The organism is Pseudarthrobacter sp. NPDC059871 (assembly GCF_042731175.1).
Taxonomy (GTDB): Bacteria; Actinomycetota; Actinomycetes; order Actinomycetales; family Micrococcaceae; genus Arthrobacter.
Genome location: NZ_JBHWJV010000011.1, coordinates 125822 through 143240 on the forward strand (window position 1 = coordinate 125822; position 17419 = coordinate 143240).

Genomic DNA, 17419 nt, shown 5'->3' on the forward strand with positions numbered 1-17419 from the left:
ACTGGGAGGAGCCGGATGGATCAGGACCCAGACGTACCTGCCGATCACGGCGATGTCGTGGACCAGATGCAGCGTGAGTGGGCCCGGCTACGCCCCGACCTGAGCTTCACCAGCCTCGGGGTGATCCACCGCGTGCTGCGCGCTTCCCGCCTCATCCTCGAAGCCAGCGACGCCTTCCTCGCCGATTACGGGCTCACCCGCGGCGAGCTGGACGTGCTTTCAGCGCTGCGCCGCACGGACGACCCTCTGAGCCCAACGACACTGGCCCAGACGCTGCTTGTCCCACGCTCCGCGATCACCATGCGGCTGAACGCCCTAAAGGTTCGGGGATTGCTGAGCCGGACGGCCAACCCGGCCGACGGCCGCTCGTCCCTGCTCGTCCTGACCGACGCTGGCACCGCGCTCGTGGACGAGGTGATTCCCGCCCAGCTCGCCCTCGAAGATGCCCTACTTGCCGAAGCCCCGCCCTGGGTTGTGGAGGGCTTGGTCGATCCCCTGCGGGCACTGACATCCGTGTGGGAGCAGGGACGCGGCCACCAATCAGGGTCCAGCAAGGACCGGGGGAACGGCGCAGTCGAACCCTCCGGATGAGCCGCAGCAGCGCGCGCTTCGGGTGGGCACCAAATGCCCATAGGGTGACAGCCTGTGTTGTTCAAGACTTTGTCAGGTAATCCTGTACCGCATCCTGGCCGGGGGATTGAATGAGTATCTGAACTCATGGAAGTGACAGGAAAATGGACCCAGTGAACCTGCGACGAGGATTTGTGACTGCTGACTCAGCAAGGCCGCCTTGCGTACGGTGTTGAGGAGTTGTCTTGGAACTGAATGGGCAAGAAAGCGAAATCGTGGCTGTTGATCTCTCGCGTCACGGTTACTTGCATGTGCGATGGAGGCCCGGAGCAGTGGTCACTGAAATCGAAGCGACCGCGCTGAAGAGTCGCGCCGCTGAGCTGAGTTCAGGGCGTGCCCTCCCTATGCTGGTGGAAATGGCCAGCATGAAGTGGATCGATCGCCGCGCCACAGAGATTTTTGCAGCACCGTGGCCGCTCGCGCGAATGGCCCTCGTGGGTGCCAACCCCGTGGACGAAGTCATCGCGACCTTTTATGCCTCTCGGCATACGCATTCGTGTCAGACGCGGTTCTTCACATCAATGGACGAGGCGGTCGCCTGGCTGAATGGGTAGACCACTCAGATCGGTGGCACCGGCGACAGTGCCTTCCTTGCACTAATTCATCGTCTGCTGCCCCATAGGGGACGCCGTTGCTGATGGACCGGATCAGCAACCCGGGCACCTCCCTGACGACGCTCGAAGTGCAGCTCATTGCGGCTGGCCATCCGGGTTCCTTCCAAATGTGTTCCATCACCAGCAGGCACTACCCGAAACAGACAGACCGGTCGGTCCGGCTTACGCCGAAGGGGCCTTCTCCCATTCGGCCGCCAATGCACTTGTTCGGGATATGATCACGGGGAGTATTGGGACGGGCTGGGGGGCTTAGTGACAAATGCAGGAGGACGGCTGGCTTTCGGTAACGACATCAGCCGTGACATTGAGCTGCTGGAGTACGGGCTCGACCCGTCCCTTGGTTCGCCCCTGCTGCCGAATGCGGCAGTGTTGTCTGCTCTGCAAAATCTTGTCCGGCTCGCTACACAGCTTTGCGATGCCCCGTTTGGGGTGGTCAACATCATCAGCTCCGGGCATCAGCACCAGATCGGCTCCTGGGGGGTGGAGCCCGGCGTATGCTCGCGCGACGACTCAATGTGCGCCAAAGTCTTCCTGTCCGGCCAGAAGACGGTCGTCGCTGACGCTTCCCGGGATCCCCGCTTCGCCGACAGCCCGTTCGTAACCGGCGCCATCGGCAACGTCCGCTTCTACGCCTCCATCCCGCTGGAAACGGAATCAGGCTTCGTGCTGGGCACCCTCTGCGTCTTTTCCGAAGCTGCCCAGGAACTGCCGCCAAGGCAAATTGACATGCTGGAGATCCTCGCTAAACAGGTAGTGGAGCTGCTGGAGCTGCAACACCGGACAGCCCAGCTCGACCGGGCCTACATGGAGCTGGAGGAAAGCAACGCCCGCCTGACTGGATTCGCAGGCCGGGTGAGCCACGACCTGCGGACCCCCTTGACCACAATGCTGGGATACCTGGAGATTCTGGAGGACGACCCCAACATCCAGGCCGTTCCCGGAGCCACCGAAGACCTGGACAGCATCGGCGCCTCGGGCCGCCGGATGCTTGCAATGCTGCAGGACGTCCTGAGCTATTCCCGCGTGGGCGGAAGCGTTAAACCGGAGTTGGTCTCTGTCCGTGTCGCGGTAGATGAAGTGATGTGGGATCTTGGCCTTGCCGGCCAGAACATAGTGGACGTGCAGGACCTCACTGTCCACGCAGACCGCGGACAACTACGAATTTTGCTGCAGAACCTGCTCTCTAACGCCATGAATTACCGAAGCGCCCACCGGGACCTCCACATTCGCATCACCGGGGCGTCCAACTATCACGGTTCGACTCTTCGCGTCGCCGACAACGGCAAGGGGATCGCACCCGAGGATCGGGCGAAAGTCCTTGAACCGCTGGTGCGGCTCCACCGGGACGGTGACGGCCCGGGCACAGGCCTCGGTCTGGCCACCAGCAGCGCCATCGCCAAAGCCCACGGCGGGGACCTGACGCTTACGGAAACTCCGGGAGGCGGAACCACCATCGCGGTCAGCTTCCCGGCCGCCTGACCGCAACTACGCGCGGGAGAAAGTTCGGCCGCGGTTCAATCACAGGGGTGCTTCCTGTAATTGCGGCGAACCAAAACGGGCAGCGGTACCATCGGATGCCCCGTTTAGTCCTTGCTGCTGAAGGCGGCGTCGAAGCTGGTCTGGGAGGCGGGGAAGTCGTATTTCTTGAGGGCTGCGAGGGCTTCGGGGGCGCCGTGGAGGCGGTCCATGCCGGCGTCCTCCCATTCGACGCTGATGGGTCCGTCGTAGCCGATGGCGGCCAGGGCCCGGAACGATGCTTCCCAAGGGACGTCGCCCCGGCCGGCGGAGACGAAGTCCCAGCCGCGGCGCGGGTCGCCCCAGGCCAGGTGGGAACCCAGGACGGTGTTGCGGCCGGTCTGGCGGATCTTGGTGTCCTTGCAGTCCACGTGGTAAATCCGGTCCTTGAAGTCCCAGATGAAGGACACGGGATCGATGCCCTGCCACATCATGTGCGAGGGGTCCCAGTTCAGCCCGAACGCTTCGCGGTGGCCGATCGCTTCGAGGGTGCGCTGGGTGGTCCAGTAGTCGTAGGCGATCTCGCTGGGGTGGACTTCGTGGGCGAAGCGGACGCCGTTGTCATCGAAGACGTCCAGGATGGGGTTCCAGCGGTCGGCGAAGTCCTGGTAGCCGGCGTCGATGACTTTTTCGGGGACGGGCGGGAACATGGCCACGTATTGCCAGATGGAGGATCCGGTGAACCCGACGACGGTGTCCACGCCCAGCGCGCGGGCGAGCCGGGCGGTGTGCTTGAGTTCCTCGGCGGCGCGCTGGCGGACGCCTTCGGGGTTCCCGTCGCCCCAGACTTTGGAGCCGACGATGGCTTCGTGGCGGAAGTCGATGGGGTCATCGCAGACGGCCTGGCCCTTGAGGTGGTTGGAGATGGCCCAGACCTTGAGGTTGTACTTGTCCAGGAGTTCGATCTTGGACTCGACGTAGCCGGGTTCGTCCACGCGCCAGGCGTCCAGGTGGTCGCCGGAGACCGCGATTTCCAGGCCGTCGTAGCCCCAACCGGAAGCCAGCTTGGCCACTTCCTCGAGGGGCAGGTCGGCCCACTGGCCGGTGAACAGGGTAAACGGGCGGGGCATGGTCAGGCTCCTTCGGTGGCGCCGGTGGTTCGGGGGAGGGGGTTGAGGGGAGTTACGGAGAAGGGGACCATCAACAGTGGCTCCACCTGCGTCACGAAATCCTTGACGTGGCTCTCCCTGTTATGCGACTTTAGGTCCTCCGAACGGGACCATCCTTCGAAAAGGACGAACGTTCCCGGTCTGTGGGCGTCGGCGAAGACCCTGTAGTGCAGGCACCCAGGGTCCTTGCGGCTTGCCGTTTGCAGGGTCAGGAGGACTTCTTCAAGCTCGGCTTCGAATCCATCTTTGGCGATGAAGACGGGCATAAGCCAGACTTCATCGGTGCTTTGGCGGGTCAGAAGGGGTTCAGTCATCTGCGGTCCTTGACGGTCCCGGGGAGGGGCGGATTGCCGCCCCTCCCGAGATGGATGGGTCAGGCGTCGATCTGCGGGACCTCAACCCACGATTCTTTGGCAGCGGACTCGACGATCGCATCGTCGATCAGGGCGACCTGGTATCCGTCTGCGAAGCTGGGGCTGACGCTGCCGCCTTCTGCGATGGCTTTGAAGAAGTCGTGGGCTTCAATGATCTTCGTTTCGCCGTAGCCGATGCCAAGCGCCGGAATCGGCCACAGGCCTTCGCCGTACGGGTGGGCCGGCCCGGTGTAGACGGTCCGGAATCCGCGGCGGTCGGCCTGGTCCGAGGCAAAGCACACCTGCAGTTCGTCACGCCGTTCGTAGTTGAAGGCGATGCTGCCTTCGGTTCCGTGGATCTCGAAGGTGATGTAGTTGTTTCTGCCGTGGGCGTTGCGGGTCGCTTCAATGGATCCTACGGCGCCGTTGGCGAAACGGATCATGGTCATGACTTCGTCATCGACATCGACCTGCCCCTTGGGGCCCTCCCCGCCCCGTACGGTGCCGAGTGCGTCCGCCCCGCCTGTCTGAAGCGGCCGTTCCGGGATCCAGGTCGAGAGAAGGGCATTGACGGCGCTGAATTCGCCCACGAGGTACCGGGCCATGTCCACGACGTGTGTTGCGATGTCACCGAGGGCGCCGGAACCTGCGATCGACTTCTGGAAACGCCAGGACAGTGGCGAATTGGGGTCAGCGCTCCAGTCCTGCAGGTAGGTTCCGCGGAAGCTGAGGATTTGGCCGATCGCGCCTTCTTCGATGTATTTCTTTGCCAGCGCGACTGCAGGGGTACGCCGATAGTTGAAGGCAACCATGTGGACGATGTTCTTGTCCTTAACGGCGTCATACATGGCCTTGGATTCCTCGCCGGTGCGGGCCAGGGGCTTTTCGCAGATGATGTGCTTGCCCGCTTCGGCGGCGGCGATGGCAATTTCGGCGTGGAGGTGGTTGGGCGTTGCGATATCCACGACGTGGATGTCCGGGTCGTCGATAATCCTGCGCCAATCCGAGGTGGAATTTTCGAAACCGAAGCGGCGGGCCGCCTCGGCGGCGAGGTCCTCGTTGGCTTCGGCGATGATTTTGCGGACCGGCAATGCCGGTGCCGGCCAGAAGAACATGGGCATGGCGGCATAGGCCAGGGAATGGGCTTTGCCCATGAAGCCGCCTCCGATGAGGCCGACGTTGAGGTTCTGCATGTGAATCCTGTTCCTTCCGGGATGTACGGGCGTGCCGGCTGTGGCTTCCCGTGGGGTGAAAAATGGGGTCAGAGGATGTTCTCGAGGTACTTCCTGCTGATTTCCGCCGCGGCCTTGGGGTCGCCGTCGTAGTTATCGAGCTCGACCATCAGCCAGCTGTCGTATCCGCTTTCACGGATGGCGGCGATGATGTCCGGGAAATCGAGTTCCCCTTGGCCGAGGGGGAGGAAGTTGAACGGCTCCCGCTGGTAGTCCTTGAGGTGGACGTGCTGGATCCTGTCGGGGTACTTCCGTATGACTGCCGCCGGGTCCGCTCCGCCGGCTGCGAGGTGGGCGGTGTCCGGGCAGAAGCCGATACGGGTGAGCGGCATGAGCTTTTCCAGCTCCTGCGGACTTTCGACGATGGTGCTCAGGTGTGGGTGGTAGCTCGCGGAGAGTCCGAAGCTCTCGGCGATGTCGGTAACCCTGTCCAGGGCTTCACCGAGGCGCAGGTAGTCGTCTTCCCTGGTTCCGGCCGCCCGTCTTGCCCCGCCGCCCACTACGAGCCGTTCCGCTCCGAAGGTCGCTGCCAGTTCAGCGGCCCGCTGGATCCGGTGCATCTCGTCCGGGAGGATGTCAGCGTAGATGAAGTTCGCGCCCGTGTACACGCTGGTCAGCGCCACGCCGTTGCTGCTGAGGATCTCCTTGAGTTCTTCGGGCCTGTCGGCGTATTCGGCCAGGTTGCCGTCGAACATCTCTACCCCCTCGTAGCCGACGGAGGCGATGTCCCGGACGGCGTCCTTCATGGATCCGTGGGTCATGTAGAAGAGGTCCTTGACGCTTGTCACGCCTTGGGGGTGGCCGACGACGCCGCCCCAGGTGATGGAACAGTAACCGAGTTTCATTGCTTCTGCCTTTCAACTGCCGGGGAGAACTTGAAGGAGTCGAGCGGGTTGCCGATCCCGGGAACGTCAACCCATGTTTCGTGGGCTGCGCTCCTGACGAGTGCCCCGGTCAGGAGTGCGGCGCGGAGACCATCACGGAACGTGGGCAAGCCCTCGGGGTCCTGGCCCTGCACCGCCGCATAGGTGTCTGCTACGAATGCGTTGAAGCTGTCCTGGTATCCCTGGGGATGGCCCGGTGGGAGTGTCGCGTAGCGCCGGCCGCCGGTGGTGGAGAGGGTTTGTGGCCCCACGGGAAGGTGGGTGCTGGAGTCTGCGCGTCCGATGTGCAGGGTGTCCGGCCGCTCCTGGTTGAAGCTGAAGGACGCCTCTGTTCCGTCGAAGGAGAACCACAGACGGTTTTTCCTCCCCGGGCTGACCTGGCTGACCACCAGCGAACCCGTTGCCCCCAGATCGGTCTCGAACAGGAGCACTGCACCGTCCTCCGTGGCAACAGTGGACAACGTGCCGCCGGTTTCGCGTTGGTCATGGGCCCGGCTTGTCCTGGCCATAATGCGGGTGATTCGGTGGCCGGTAGTGAACTCCATCAGGTCACACCAGTGCACGCCGATGTCACCGAAAGCCCTGGACGCCCCGCCTAGCGCCGGGTCGACACGCCAGTTCGTGGCTTCTGCACCGGCCAGCCAATCCTGCAGGTACGAGCCGTGCAACAGCCAGAGTCGTCCGGCCTCACCGCGTGCGATGCGGTCACGCGCTTCCCGGACGGCCGGATAGAACCTGTAGACGAAGGGTACGGTGGCGACCACGCCTGCGCGATCGGCGAGCTCTGTCAGTTCGCGGGCATCCTCGACGCTGGTGGCGAGGGGCTTCTCGCAGACCACGGCCTTCCCGGCGGCGATAGCCTTTCGCGCCAGGTCCGCGTGGGTGGTGTTAGGGGTGCAGATGTGGACGACGTCGACATCATCGCGTGCGATCAGTGCTTCGGGCGAAGTGGCCGCCGCCCGGGCGCCCAGCTTGGCCGCCGCCACCTCAGCGGAAGCGTGGCTGCTCCCGGCGACTGCGCTGATGGTGCTTCCTGCTGTGCGCACCGCGTGGGCGTGGACGGAGCCCATGAATCCTGTGCCGATGATTCCGGCTCGTGGCATCGAAGCCATGGTCCCTACTTCTTTCGGGCGAGGGCTACGGCGAGGATGATGATTGCGCCACGGACCACCTGCTGCTGGCTGCTGTCCAGCCCGGCCAGGATCAGCCCGTTGTTGATCAGGCCAATCAGCAGGGCACCGAAAAGAGTTCCGACGATAGAGCCGAACCCGCCGAAAAGACTGGTTCCGCCCAGGATGACTGCGGCGATGGCGGAGAGTTCGTCGCCGGCTCCCCACTGGAATCGGCCCGACTGGAGGCGGCCGGCGTACAACATGCCGGCGACGCTTGCGACCATGCCCGAGATGAGGAGCACCTGGAATTTAATGCGCTTGGTGTTGATGCCGGTGAACTCTGCCGCGTTGCGGTTGCCGCCTGTGGCCAGTACCTGCCGGCCGAACCTGGTGCGGTTCAGCACGACGGCGCCGATGGCAACGAAGATGGCGCTCCAGACGACAAGGCCGGGAACGGGGCCGAAGTTGCCGGACCCGAACAGTGTGTTGAACGTATCGTTCAGGATCGGTTGCGGCGCAGAGGCGGTGATCCACTGCGCAACGCCGGCAGCTATCCCGAGCATGCCGAGGGTCACCAGGAAGGAGGGGATGCCAAGGAGGCTGACGAGGGCGCCGTTGAGCGATCCGACCACGAGCCCGACGGCGAGTCCGGCAAGAATGCCGGGGACCAGGCCCCACTGGGAGAGGGCCATCGCAGTGCAGACACTGGAGAGGCCCGCGACGGATCCGACACTCAGGTCGATTTCCGCGCACGCGATCACGTAGGTCATACCCACTGCGATGACCGTGATGGTGGCCGTCTGCCGGAAGATGTTCAGCAGGTTGTTCGGCGACAGGAAGCCGTGATCGCGCAGCAGAACCGCGAAGAAAAGGAATACGACGACGAAGCCGATGTAAATAACGTAGCGGCGCCAGTCGAGTTCTTTCAGGACGGTGCCAAAATTACGGGATGCCGCGGTGTCCCGGGGCGCGATGGTATTTGCCTTGCTCACTGTTCAGACTCCCTGGACTGCAAGTTGGAGATATTCCTCGTCAGCGATCTCGCTGCGGGGGATGTCGCGGATAATGGAGCCGTCCTTGAGGACGAGGACGCGGTCACTGACCGCGAGTAGTTCGGGATACTCGGAGGAGATGACGATGACCGCTTTGCCGGTACTGGCCAGCTCCCGGATCATGTCCAGGATTTCGCTTTTGGTGCCGATATCGACACCGGCCGTCGGCTCGTCCAGAATCAGGATGTCCGGGTCGGTGCCCAGCCACTTGGCGATGACCACTTTCTGTTGATTGCCGCCCGAGAGCAGCCGTACTGGCCGGTGTGGGTGGGCTACCTTGACTGCGAATCTCTTGATCAGTGACGAGGACAGCTCCTTGCCCTTGGTCCCATCCAGGAGGGGGCCCCGCTGGATCTGTCCGAGCAGCGGCAGCAGCAGGTTGTCCTGGACGGAGTGCTCCAGGACGAGGCCCTGGGCCCTGCGGTCTTCAGGGATGAGGGCAATGCCCGCATTGATGGCCTGCTGCGGAGAAGCAAGAGTGACCTTTTCGCCGCGAAGCAGGACCTCGCCGCTGTCCACTCTGTCAATGCCGAAGAGCGCACGCGCAAGCTCGGTGCGTCCGCTGCCCATAAGTCCTGCCAGGCCGAGGATCTCGCCTGGCCGGAGCGCGAAGGAAACGTCCCGGACCCGTTGGCCGGCATTCAGGCCGCAGACTTCCAGCAGGGGTACGCCGTCCTGGTCGACGTTACGGGCACGGTAGGAAAGCTGGCCCTCGATCTTCTTCCCGACAATGCCTTCCACGATCTGCTCGGGAGTGACGTCGGTCAGAGGCTCGGTGAAAAGGTGGCGGCCGTCACGAAGGATGGTGATCCGGTCTGCGAGCCTGTAAACCTCGTCCATGCGGTGGGAGATGTAGATGATTGAGATGCCACGCTGCTTAAGGCGGTCGATCAATTCGAAGAGGGCTTCGGACTCGTGCCGGGCCAGGCTGGCGGTCGGCTCGTCCATAATCAGCACGGTGGCGTTCTGGGCGAGGGCTTTGGCGATCTCGGTCAGCTGCCAGTATGCGGTGCCAAGCCGGGCAACCTCTGCGCGGGGGTCGACGTCGACCTCCATCTCGGCGAAGACTTCCTTGGCGCGCTTCACTGCGGCGCGGTCGTCGATGAACCCGCCCCGGCTGAGCGGTTCAGCAGCGAGGAAGATGTTCTGTGCCACGGTGAGGCTGGGTACGAGGCTGAATTCCTGGAAGACCATCCCGATCCCGGCCGCCTTGGCGTCCTGGATCGAGTTGATGGAGGCCGTCTTTCCCCCGATGAGGATCTCGCCGGCGTCTGTCTGGTAGACCCCCTGGAGGATCTTCATGAGCGTGGATTTTCCGGCACCGTTACCGCCTGCCAGTGCGTGGACCTCGCCGTGGCGGACGTCGAAGCTGACATCCTTCAGCACGGAAACGCCGTTGAAGCCCTTGGAAATCGAGCGCATCTCGACGACATTGTCTGTGGTGTTCATTGTTGCCCTTTCGGCGCGGTGCGGGGGCGTGGCCCCCGCACCGTCGGGTCTGGCTACTTCTTGTAGGACTCTTGGATGTCCTTCGGGGCGTCCTCGTGGTAGACCTGCTTCCACGCCTCGAGGACGTTGGAGTGGTCAACCGGGAGGGCGCTCAACGCCACGTACGCCGGTGCTTCCTTACCGAGAAGCGCCCCTGCGGCCAGCCGTGCTTCAGTAACACCTTGGTCGAACGGAACCTGCGCACCGAGGCCCACAACGAGTTCGTCCTTGGCCAGGGCAATAGCAACATTTTTGCCGAGGTCTTCGGTGGCGATCTTCAGGTCCTGCCGACCTGCGGCGCGGGCTGCGGCCATGACGCCTTCTGCCGGGACATCCCACACCGCCCAGATGCCGGAGAGGTCGGGATACTTGCTGATCATGGCGTTGGCGGCAGCCTGGGCATCTCCGGCGAAGTCCGGGCCGGCGATGCCCTTTTCCTCCACGATCTGGATGTCCGGGTATTCCTTGGTGATGGTGTCCTTGAATCCCTCGTGGCGCTGCTTGGTGACGAAGAAGTCGGCTTGGTGGAAGACCAGGCCGATCTTTCCCTTGCCCCCGAGCGCTTTAGCCATCTGATGGGCGGAGACGACGCCGTTGCCGTAGTTATCGGCTGAGACGACGGACACGTAGTCCTTGCCGGCCGTCAATCCCTGAGGAACATTGTCCATGAAGACGAGCTTGGTGCCGGCCGCAGAGGCCTTCTTGTAGGCGGACGCCGTGGCCACGGGGTCCGTGGGGATGGACACGATGATGTCCGGGTCCTGCGTCATCACAGTCTCAAGGTCCGAGACCTGCTTGTCCGGCTTGAAGTTCGCATCGGTTGTGGCGATGACCTTGATCCCCAGCTTTTCAAATTCGTTCTTAAGTCCATTGACCTGTGCCGTAGCCCAGTCGTTGCCGCCGTAGTGCATCACGATTGCTGCTTTGGCGTTGAGGGCCTTGACCTTCTCAATCTCCTCGGGCGTCAGATCTGCAACGGACGCGGGGGAAGGCGTCTCGCCGTTGGGGCCTTTGCTCAGAACCTGTCCCGTGATCTTGTCAAGGGCCTGCTGAGCCTTTTCGGAGACGCCGGCGTCAGGGGCGTTTGACGTCGCCGATGTCGAGCTGCTGCACGAGGCGACCGAAAGTGACAGGACTGCTGCCACGGCCATAAGGGGAAGCCTGCGGATCATCATTGTTCTCCAGTGCTTGGGGGTGGGTGGTTGGGGTGGATCAGGCGAGGGCTATAGCCAGCGCCGGGGGAATCGGCGACAGTACAAGGCCACCGGCGGCTGCGGCCGAGCGAATAGCGCCGGCCTTGTCTGTCGCCGCCAGCAGTGTCTGTGCACGCTCTTTATCGACGAACAAGCCCAGGGAACACGGCCCATGGTGGGTCTCGACCCAGTTCACTGCTTGGCCTGCCGCCTTGGTCATTTCACCGTCGAGTCCGGCAGCCGGGATGTCCATGGTGGACGCTGATGGTGTCCCGCCCGAATCGGTAAAGGTGACGATCATGCTGGCCCAAAGGACGTTGTCATCAAAGATGCAGACGACTGCCGAAGAGCCAGCAGCCACGAAAGTCCGGACAGCTGTGACGAGATCATCGACCGCTTCGTCCGAAAGGAGCAATGCCAGATTTGCCCATTGTCCACGGTGGATATTTCGAAGGCGAAAACAGGAATCGAGCGCAAGTGCGTCTGCAACAGTGCCGGGCATCTAGCGCTCCTTCCTCATTGAATGCTCAAATCCGTAACCGCTGCCGTGATGGCCGTAAACGTTTACGGAAGTGATCGTAAACGTTTACGGAGTAGAGTGTCAACCATCACAGCCATCAGAGCGAAAAGCTGTAGAAGTGTCCCGTCGACGTAGGATTAGGACGCACGATGCCTGCTGCCGCCGGCGTCGGTGCAGAGAGGGGGAGACAGGAGAGAGCATGCCAGACGCTGCATTTCCGCGCGGGGCCAAGGGCCCGCTTCCGGAGGCCCCGTTGCGCCGGAAGCCGACCATCAACGATGTGGCCCATGTCGCCGGCGTCTCGTTTGGCACTGTCTCGCGTGTCCTGAACGATGCACCGGATGTCAGTGCCTCCACCAGGCAGCGGGTTCTGGAGGTCATACAGGAAATCGGGTACCGGCGGAACCGGGCGGCGACCGCGCTGGTTACAAGCCGGTCGACGTCGATTGGAATACTTTCTGACGGGTCCCCCCGGTTTGGCCCGGTGGGCACTCTCATGGCCCTTGAGAACGTGGCCCGGAAGAAGGGCTACGCCACCACAGTTATCAGCGTTGACCAGCCCTATGCAGAGTCCGTGCAGCCCGCCCTCGACACCCTCGATGACGTGGGCGTGGGAGGAATCATCGTCATTGCCCCTGTGGTTGACATGGCGGCAGCGATCTGGAATGCAGCGTGCCGCGTGCCGGTCGAGATGATAGCAGCGGGGGCCTCGTCGACCCCAAATGTCTTTACATACTCGGAAAACCAGGAACTCGGAGCTCGGCTGGCCACCCAACATCTCATTGACTTAGGCCACACGGACATCGCCCACCTCGCCGGCTCGATGGACTGGTTCGACGGGAGGGTCCGCAAGCGTGGCTGGGAAGCCGCTCTCCGTGACGCGGGTCTTCCGCCGGGGCTCTGCCTGGAGGGCGACTGGAGCCCTCGCTGGGCCTACCAAACCGGACTCAACCTGGTCCGTGAAAACAAGGTCCCCCAAGCGGTCTTCGCAGCCAGCGACCACACGGCCCTCGGGCTTATTCGCGCGTTCGCCGAAAATGGCGTGCGGGTCCCGGGCGATGTGAGCATCGTTGGCTTCGATGACATCGAGGGCTCAGATTACTTCCTGCCACCCCTGACCACCGTGCGGCAGGACTTTCACGCTCTGGCGCTGATGAGCATGGAAGTTCTCATCGGCGCAATGGAGGGGCAGGAAGTTGACCGCACCCCCATTGCGCCGACGCTTGTTGTACGCGAGAGCTCCGCTCGGGCCGTTCCCAAACAGGGGTAGTTGCCAGTTGCTGCGGGTCGTGTGGTGCTAGAACGAGATGGTTGTTCCTACACAGGGCCGCTGTTCACGCAGGCATAGACCCCCTTCTGGTGCTGTGGAGTTTCGCGATCGCAGCTGACTTGATCGGCTGCTCCTGGTAACCGGCGCCAGCCCTTGTGGTGGTCAGCTGGTTTGGCCGAGGCTGACGACGAGGTTGATCGCCACGGCGACGACGAAGGTGGCGAAGAAGTAGGAGAGTAGAGCGTGCCCCAGGGCGATCCGGCGGGAGGGGGTGGATGACTCGTTCACGTTGCTCGCGTTGTATGACATGCCGGTTGAGAATGCGGCGTAGGCGAAGTCGCTGTAGGACGGGTCTTCGTCCTGGTTGAAGCGGAAGTGATGGCGGTCGTCGTGGTAGTACATTCTGGCGTATTTGAAGGCGTAAACGGTGTTGACGAGAGCCCACGCGAGCACCACGCTGAGGGCCGCCAGGATGGCCGCGGCCACGCCGATGAAATCCTTTTGTTGGCTGCGGATCAGTGCAAAGACGACTGCTACGAGGCTGATGAACGTCGCGCTGATGATGAGGGAGTCCACGAGCCGTCGTGATTGGCCTTCGTGGCGGGCAAGTTCACCCGTAGCCTCCGGCCCGGCGGGCCACGCTTTTGTCCACGCCCAGGCCAGGAAGACGCCGCCCGCTGCCGACCATCCGATTAATGGCCCGAGCTCGGGAGCACCGAACAGTGCCGGAACGAACGCGATAAGTAGGCCGATGATGGCCGACATTAGGGCTTTGCGATCGAGATGCGACATTAAAGGCGCTTCCTTCCGACGCGATTGGCCGATGGTCCGCTGGTGGGGTCAGGGGGATCTCAACAGCACGGTATGTCCAAGGACCCAAGACTTTCTTCATAGTTGGAAACTCCTGCCGCGGTGCCCTGTGCGCACAGGTCACCGCGGCAGGAATCGCCGCGGACTTTGGTGCTGTTAGTGCCCACCTTTCCGCCGCCCCGGCGGAACTGGTCTCAGGATGTGGCGTGCTTTCGCAGTGCGCGGACGGCTGCAACAGCACCCAGCCCGGCCAGCACCCAGGGGCCGCCGACGAGGAGCGGGTCGATCCATTGGTGGTTGACGTCCGCCCGCTTTTGCCCGAACCGTGTGAGGAATCCGCCCCGGCGGAACTCGCTGAGCACCCCTGTTTCGGTGACGGGGTTATCTGGATGCATGGTCGCAAGGGATTTCAGGTGGTGTTCCCAGGCGTCCACGCGGTCAGCGGCGACAAGCAGCAGCCAGTGCGCGGCCCGGCCTTCGCTGTATGTGTAGGCGTGTCTGCGGATGGCTCCGGATACCCCTGCCGGGGGCGTTGAGGTCCCGAAGACCGGTGGCAGCATGGCGTGCTCGATGGAGCGTTCCCGGGGCCATTTCTCCGGTTGGCGCTCTGGGAAGTCCCAGCGCGCGCCCGTCTCTATCCCGGGTTGCTCCCGGGGGTAGGAGGGCCGGTCGGCCGGGTCAAGGTCGGCGCCCCAACCCGGGATCCGGGCCCGAAGGTCTTCTGCGGATCTTCCGGCAATCCGTTTGTCAGCGACATATGGTGTGGCTGTCTCGGTCACGGTGCAGGTCTCCTTTCAGGACTGGCCGGCGACGACGAGCGGCTTGATGATGTTGTCCAACTTCGCGGAGAAGAGGTGGTAGCCCTCGGCGATGTGTTCCAGCGGAATACGGTGGGTCACGATGTCGCTGGGTTTGAGGTATCCGTTGCGGATGTGCTCGAAGAGGCGCGGCCACTGGCGTTTGACCGGGCACTGGTTCATCCTCAGCGTCAGGCCCTTGTTCATCGCGTCGCCGAACTTCACCGCGCTGAAAATGGGCCCATAGGCCCCCACCACGGATACCGTGCCGCCTTTGCGGACCGAGTCGATGGCCCAGTTCAGGGCGATGGGTGAGCCGCCCTGCAGCTTCAGCTTGCTGCTGGTTACGTGCTGGAGGAAGTTGCCGTCAGCTTCCGCGCCGACGGCATCGATAACGACGTCGGCGCCCAGGTAGTCGGTTTCTTTCTTCAGGTGCACCACGATGTCGTTGTACTCGGCGAAGTTGTACGTCTCGGCGTGCGCGAAGCTGCGGGCCTTCTCCAACCGGTACTCCAGGTGGTCGATCACGATGACGCGCCCTGCGCCCATCAGCCATGAGGACTTGGCGGCGAACAGGCCTACCGGGCCTGCACCGAACACCACCACGGTGTCGCCTTCTGCGATATCGCCGAGCTGGGCGCCGAAGTATCCGGTGGGGCAGGCATCGGTGAGAAGGACAGCGTCCTCTTCATCCATCCAGTCCGGAATTTTCGAAGGCCCCACGTCCGCGAAGGGGACCCGGACGAATTCTGCCTGGCCGCCGTCGTACCCTCCGCACGTGTGGGAATAGCCGTAGATGCCGCCGACCGCCGTCGCGTTCGGGTTGACGTTGTGGCAGTTGGAGTACAGGCCGCGGGAACAGAAATAGCAGGAGCCGCAGTACACGTTGAAGGGGACCATCACGCGGTCGCCCACGGCCACGTTCTGCACGGAAGATCCCACTTCATGGACCGTCCCGACGAACTCGTGCCCGAACGTCATCCCCACGCGAGTGTCCGGCATCATCCCGTGGTATAGGTGCAGGTCAGACCCGCAAATGGCACCCCTGCTGACCTGCACGATCGCGTCGTTCGGGTGCTCGATTTTCGGAATGTCCTTCTCTTCGACCCGTACTTTGTACGGTCCGCGGTAAACCATTGCCCGCATTACCACCACATCCTTGAAATTGTTCGTCTGGACATCGAACGTTCTCCTCTCCGCGGACCACTCAGGCCCCGGCCGGGTGGAGGACGACTTTGGTCCAGCCGTCTTCGCGGTTGTCGAAGTTCTTGTAGCCCTCGGGGGCCTGATCCAGCGTCAGCTCGTGGCTGACGAGGAAGGAGGGGCTGGCCTTTCCGCCGGCGATGAGGTCGCGCAGGGCCCGGTTGTATTTTTTAACAGGGCACTGTCCCGAGCCCATCGTTTGTCCTTTGAACCAGTAGTTTCCGTAGTCGAAGGCCACTTGGCCCTGCTTGGCGAGTTTGTCAGGGCCCCCGGGGTCCTGGGGCAGGAATACCCCTACGACGCCGATGCCACCGACGAACCGGACGGAGTCCACGAGCCGGTTCAGGGTCAGGTTGGGCTGTTCGTTTCCAGCCGGGTCGTGCGCCTGGTAGCCGACGCATTCGCAGCCCCGGTCTGCCCCGAATCCCATGGTCTGGTCTTTGACGAACTCGACCGGGTCCACTTTCGAATCATCCACGGGGATGGCGCCGATCTGTTCCGCCAGCTTCAGGCGGTCGGGGTGGCGGTCGACGACCATGACTTTGCCGGCGCCTTTGATGATGGCAGAGTAGGCGGCCATGAGACCGACAGGTCCTGCACCATAGATAACGACGGAATCCCCGGGGTAGACGCCGGCCATTTCCGTGGCGTGCCAGCCGGTGGGGAAGATATCCGCGACCATGACGTAGTCGAGTTCTTTCTCCACGGAGTCCTCGCCCAGGCGCAGGCAGTTGAAGTCACCGTATGGTACGCGGAGGTACTCGGCCTGCCCGCCCTGGTACGGGCCCATGTCCGCGAAGCCGTAGGCAGCGCCGGCGAGCTTGGGTTCGGGCTGCATCGTCAGGCAGTAATTGGTGAAGCCGCGTTCACAGTTTTTGCAGAATCCACAGGCGATGTTGAACGGCAGAACGACGCGGTCGCCGACCTTTACTTTGCTCACCGCCGGGCCCGCCTCGACCACTTCACCGAGGTTTTCGTGCCCAAAAGTTCGTCCGGTTTCGAAGCTGGTGCGGCCCTCGTACATGTGCAGGTCGGAGCCGCAAATATTTGCCGACGTGATCCGTACCAGCACGTCGGCGGGATGCTCAATCTTCGCATCCGGAACGTCCTCGACGCTGACGTTGTTCGGTCCTTTGTAAACTACTGCCTTCACTTTTCCGCTCTTTTCTTTCTTGCCCGTCCCGTTCGTGGCCAAGGAGACGCAGATTTTAGGCGTGCAGAAACAGAAGGCTGCAGTGCCAGTATCCGGAAACGGCGGCGCAGACGTCCCCCATAGACGAGTGCTGAGCCAGCGCGGGGAGCTGGGGAATGAGGTTGCGGCCCGGACAGTACAGCCAAAGACGGCTGGGAGGCCAAAGGCTTGCAGACCGCAGAACGTCTGAGAAATCCGACTGCCGATCTGTACGCGAAGAGCACGTGCTCGAACCTCAATCCTAAGCACACTTATTAACGGTGTCGAGGGGCATCCAAGATTTTCTCCTCACCTATGGTCGCGCACAGGACCGTGGACGACGTGCACACGCATCTCCGCTGACGATGTCAGAGGGGGTCACGTCTGTTGTAGGCGAGCCAGGTCCATCACGCGCCCAACCCCGGAGCCCCGGGCCGACCGCGCGAGCTCGGTGAGCTGCGCAGGC

Annotated in this window: 17 protein-coding genes; 4 read left to right on the plus strand and 13 right to left on the minus strand. The window is 63.0% G+C overall.

The features are described 5' to 3' along the window. The first annotated feature begins 15 nt into the window (after positions 1–15). The 3 genes from ACFV4R_RS15625 to ACFV4R_RS15635 all read left to right on the plus strand — a co-directional run bounded on the left by ACFV4R_RS15625 (position 16) and on the right by ACFV4R_RS15635 (position 2723). Positions 16–591, plus strand: coding sequence for a MarR family winged helix-turn-helix transcriptional regulator (locus tag ACFV4R_RS15625; protein ID WP_377203281.1), 576 nt, complete (start codon positions 16–18; stop codon positions 589–591). Positions 592–902: 311 nt separating this feature from the next. Then, positions 903–1184, plus strand: coding sequence for an STAS/SEC14 domain-containing protein (locus tag ACFV4R_RS15630; RefSeq protein ID WP_377203282.1), 282 nt, complete (start codon positions 903–905; stop codon positions 1182–1184). Positions 1185–1496: 312 nt separating this feature from the next. Then, positions 1497–2723, plus strand: coding sequence for an ATP-binding protein (locus tag ACFV4R_RS15635; RefSeq protein WP_377203283.1), 1227 nt, complete (start codon positions 1497–1499; stop codon positions 2721–2723). 104 nt (positions 2724–2827) lie between these two features. Here the strand turns inward: ACFV4R_RS15635 and ACFV4R_RS15640 are convergent, their stop codons facing one another. The 9 genes from ACFV4R_RS15640 to ACFV4R_RS15680 form a co-directional block, all read right to left on the minus strand. Continuing rightward, positions 2828–3829 carry a sugar phosphate isomerase/epimerase family protein gene (locus ACFV4R_RS15640; RefSeq protein WP_377203284.1) on the minus strand — a complete coding sequence of 334 codons (1002 nt, stop codon included), beginning with the start codon at positions 3827–3829 and terminating at the stop codon, positions 2828–2830. A gap of 2 nt (positions 3830–3831) precedes the next feature. Continuing rightward, the gene (locus tag ACFV4R_RS15645; protein WP_377203285.1) at positions 3832–4182 is read right to left on the minus strand and encodes a putative quinol monooxygenase; all 351 of its coding nucleotides are present in this window, start codon (positions 4180–4182) and stop codon (positions 3832–3834) included. A gap of 59 nt (positions 4183–4241) precedes the next feature. Next, entirely contained in the window at positions 4242–5414 is a 1173-nt protein-coding gene (locus ACFV4R_RS15650; RefSeq protein ID WP_377203286.1) for a Gfo/Idh/MocA family protein, read from the minus strand. A 68-nt stretch (positions 5415–5482) separates the two neighbouring features. After that, positions 5483–6298: a sugar phosphate isomerase/epimerase family protein gene (locus ACFV4R_RS15655; RefSeq protein ID WP_377203287.1), complete on the minus strand. Its 816-nt coding sequence runs from the start codon at positions 6296–6298 to the stop codon at positions 5483–5485. Further along, on the minus strand, positions 6295–7449 hold the full coding sequence (locus ACFV4R_RS15660; protein WP_377203288.1) for a Gfo/Idh/MocA family protein: 1155 nt from the start codon (positions 7447–7449) through the stop codon (positions 6295–6297). The genes ACFV4R_RS15655 and ACFV4R_RS15660 overlap by 4 nt, the downstream gene beginning before the upstream one ends. A 5-nt stretch (positions 7450–7454) precedes the next feature. After that, positions 7455–8441 (minus strand): ABC transporter permease, encoded by a 987-nt coding sequence (locus tag ACFV4R_RS15665; RefSeq protein WP_377203289.1) that lies wholly within the window; start codon positions 8439–8441, stop codon positions 7455–7457. 3 nt (positions 8442–8444) lie between these two features. After that, positions 8445–9950 carry a sugar ABC transporter ATP-binding protein gene (locus ACFV4R_RS15670; RefSeq protein ID WP_377203290.1) on the minus strand — a complete coding sequence of 502 codons (1506 nt, stop codon included), beginning with the start codon at positions 9948–9950 and terminating at the stop codon, positions 8445–8447. Positions 9951–10003: 53 nt separating this feature from the next. Beyond that, positions 10004–11140 (minus strand): substrate-binding domain-containing protein, encoded by a 1137-nt coding sequence (locus ACFV4R_RS15675; RefSeq protein WP_377203291.1) that lies wholly within the window; start codon positions 11138–11140, stop codon positions 10004–10006. Between the two features lie 61 nt (positions 11141–11201). Further along, positions 11202–11684 carry a hypothetical protein gene (locus ACFV4R_RS15680; protein WP_377203292.1) on the minus strand — a complete coding sequence of 161 codons (483 nt, stop codon included), beginning with the start codon at positions 11682–11684 and terminating at the stop codon, positions 11202–11204. 217 nt (positions 11685–11901) lie between these two features. Here ACFV4R_RS15680 and ACFV4R_RS15685 point away from each other — a divergent pair, with 217 nt between their 5' ends. After that, the gene (locus tag ACFV4R_RS15685) at positions 11902–12972 is read left to right on the plus strand and encodes a LacI family DNA-binding transcriptional regulator (protein ID WP_377203293.1); all 1071 of its coding nucleotides are present in this window, start codon (positions 11902–11904) and stop codon (positions 12970–12972) included. A gap of 162 nt (positions 12973–13134) precedes the next feature. Here the strand turns inward: ACFV4R_RS15685 and ACFV4R_RS15690 are convergent, their stop codons facing one another. From ACFV4R_RS15690 to ACFV4R_RS15705, 4 genes are all read right to left on the minus strand, one after another. Further along, complete coding sequence (locus ACFV4R_RS15690) at positions 13135–13764, minus strand: DUF1345 domain-containing protein (RefSeq protein ID WP_377203294.1); 630 nt, start codon at positions 13762–13764, stop codon at positions 13135–13137. Positions 13765–13976: 212 nt separating this feature from the next. Then, on the minus strand, positions 13977–14561 hold the full coding sequence (locus tag ACFV4R_RS15695; RefSeq protein WP_377203295.1) for a hypothetical protein: 585 nt from the start codon (positions 14559–14561) through the stop codon (positions 13977–13979). 15 nt (positions 14562–14576) lie between these two features. Beyond that, positions 14577–15725, minus strand: a complete 1149-nt coding sequence (locus ACFV4R_RS15700; RefSeq protein ID WP_377203296.1) for a zinc-dependent alcohol dehydrogenase — start codon at positions 15723–15725, stop codon at positions 14577–14579. A gap of 61 nt (positions 15726–15786) precedes the next feature. Beyond that, complete coding sequence (locus tag ACFV4R_RS15705; RefSeq protein ID WP_377203297.1) at positions 15787–16935, minus strand: glutathione-independent formaldehyde dehydrogenase; 1149 nt, start codon at positions 16933–16935, stop codon at positions 15787–15789. Positions 16936–17419: the final 484 nt, after the last annotated feature.